This is a genomic window from Acidocella sp. MX-AZ02, from assembly GCF_000306035.1.
Taxonomy (GTDB): domain Bacteria; phylum Pseudomonadota; class Alphaproteobacteria; order Acetobacterales; family Acetobacteraceae; genus Acidocella; species Acidocella facilis.
The window spans coordinates 1-435 of the sequence record NZ_JH976275.1; the positions used below are offsets into that span (position 1 = coordinate 1).

At 55.4% G+C, this 435-nt stretch carries 1 pseudogene; it reads right to left on the reverse strand.

The features are described from left to right. A pseudogene (locus tag MXAZACID_RS17505) lies at nt 1-263 on the reverse strand (site-specific integrase); the annotation flags it as partial. Nucleotides 264-435 lie beyond the last annotated feature (172 nt).

Consider the following 435-nt stretch of genomic DNA (forward strand, 5'->3'; position numbering starts at 1 on the left):
CCTTCTGTGATAACGCCGTATTCCCTGAGGAACTGATCGGCCGCTTTTTTGAAAGTCGGGCGGTCATTCAGCACGCCAGCCTGGCTCTGGCCGTGCAGCTTGAAGTACCAGCCTTCGGCAGCCTTGGCGGCCAGATCCTGGAATTCCTGTTTGGTGGAGAACTGGCGCTGCTTACCACCCACCGAGGCCCTGGCCTGCCAGAACCGGCTGTTGCCGCGCTGATAAATTTGGACCTTCCCGCCCAGCAGATCGACCGTCGACATGACGCCCCCTTTGCGCGGATTGCGCTTTGGTTGAGGATCAATGGCTCGGTTTCGACCATAGGCTATCAGGTTCAGAATTTCGAGTTAAATTACCCTAACGATGCCCTAGTGCATTGGGCAGCAAAAAGCCGCCTTTCGGCGGCTTTAATACTCTGTTTTCGTTGGATTTTCT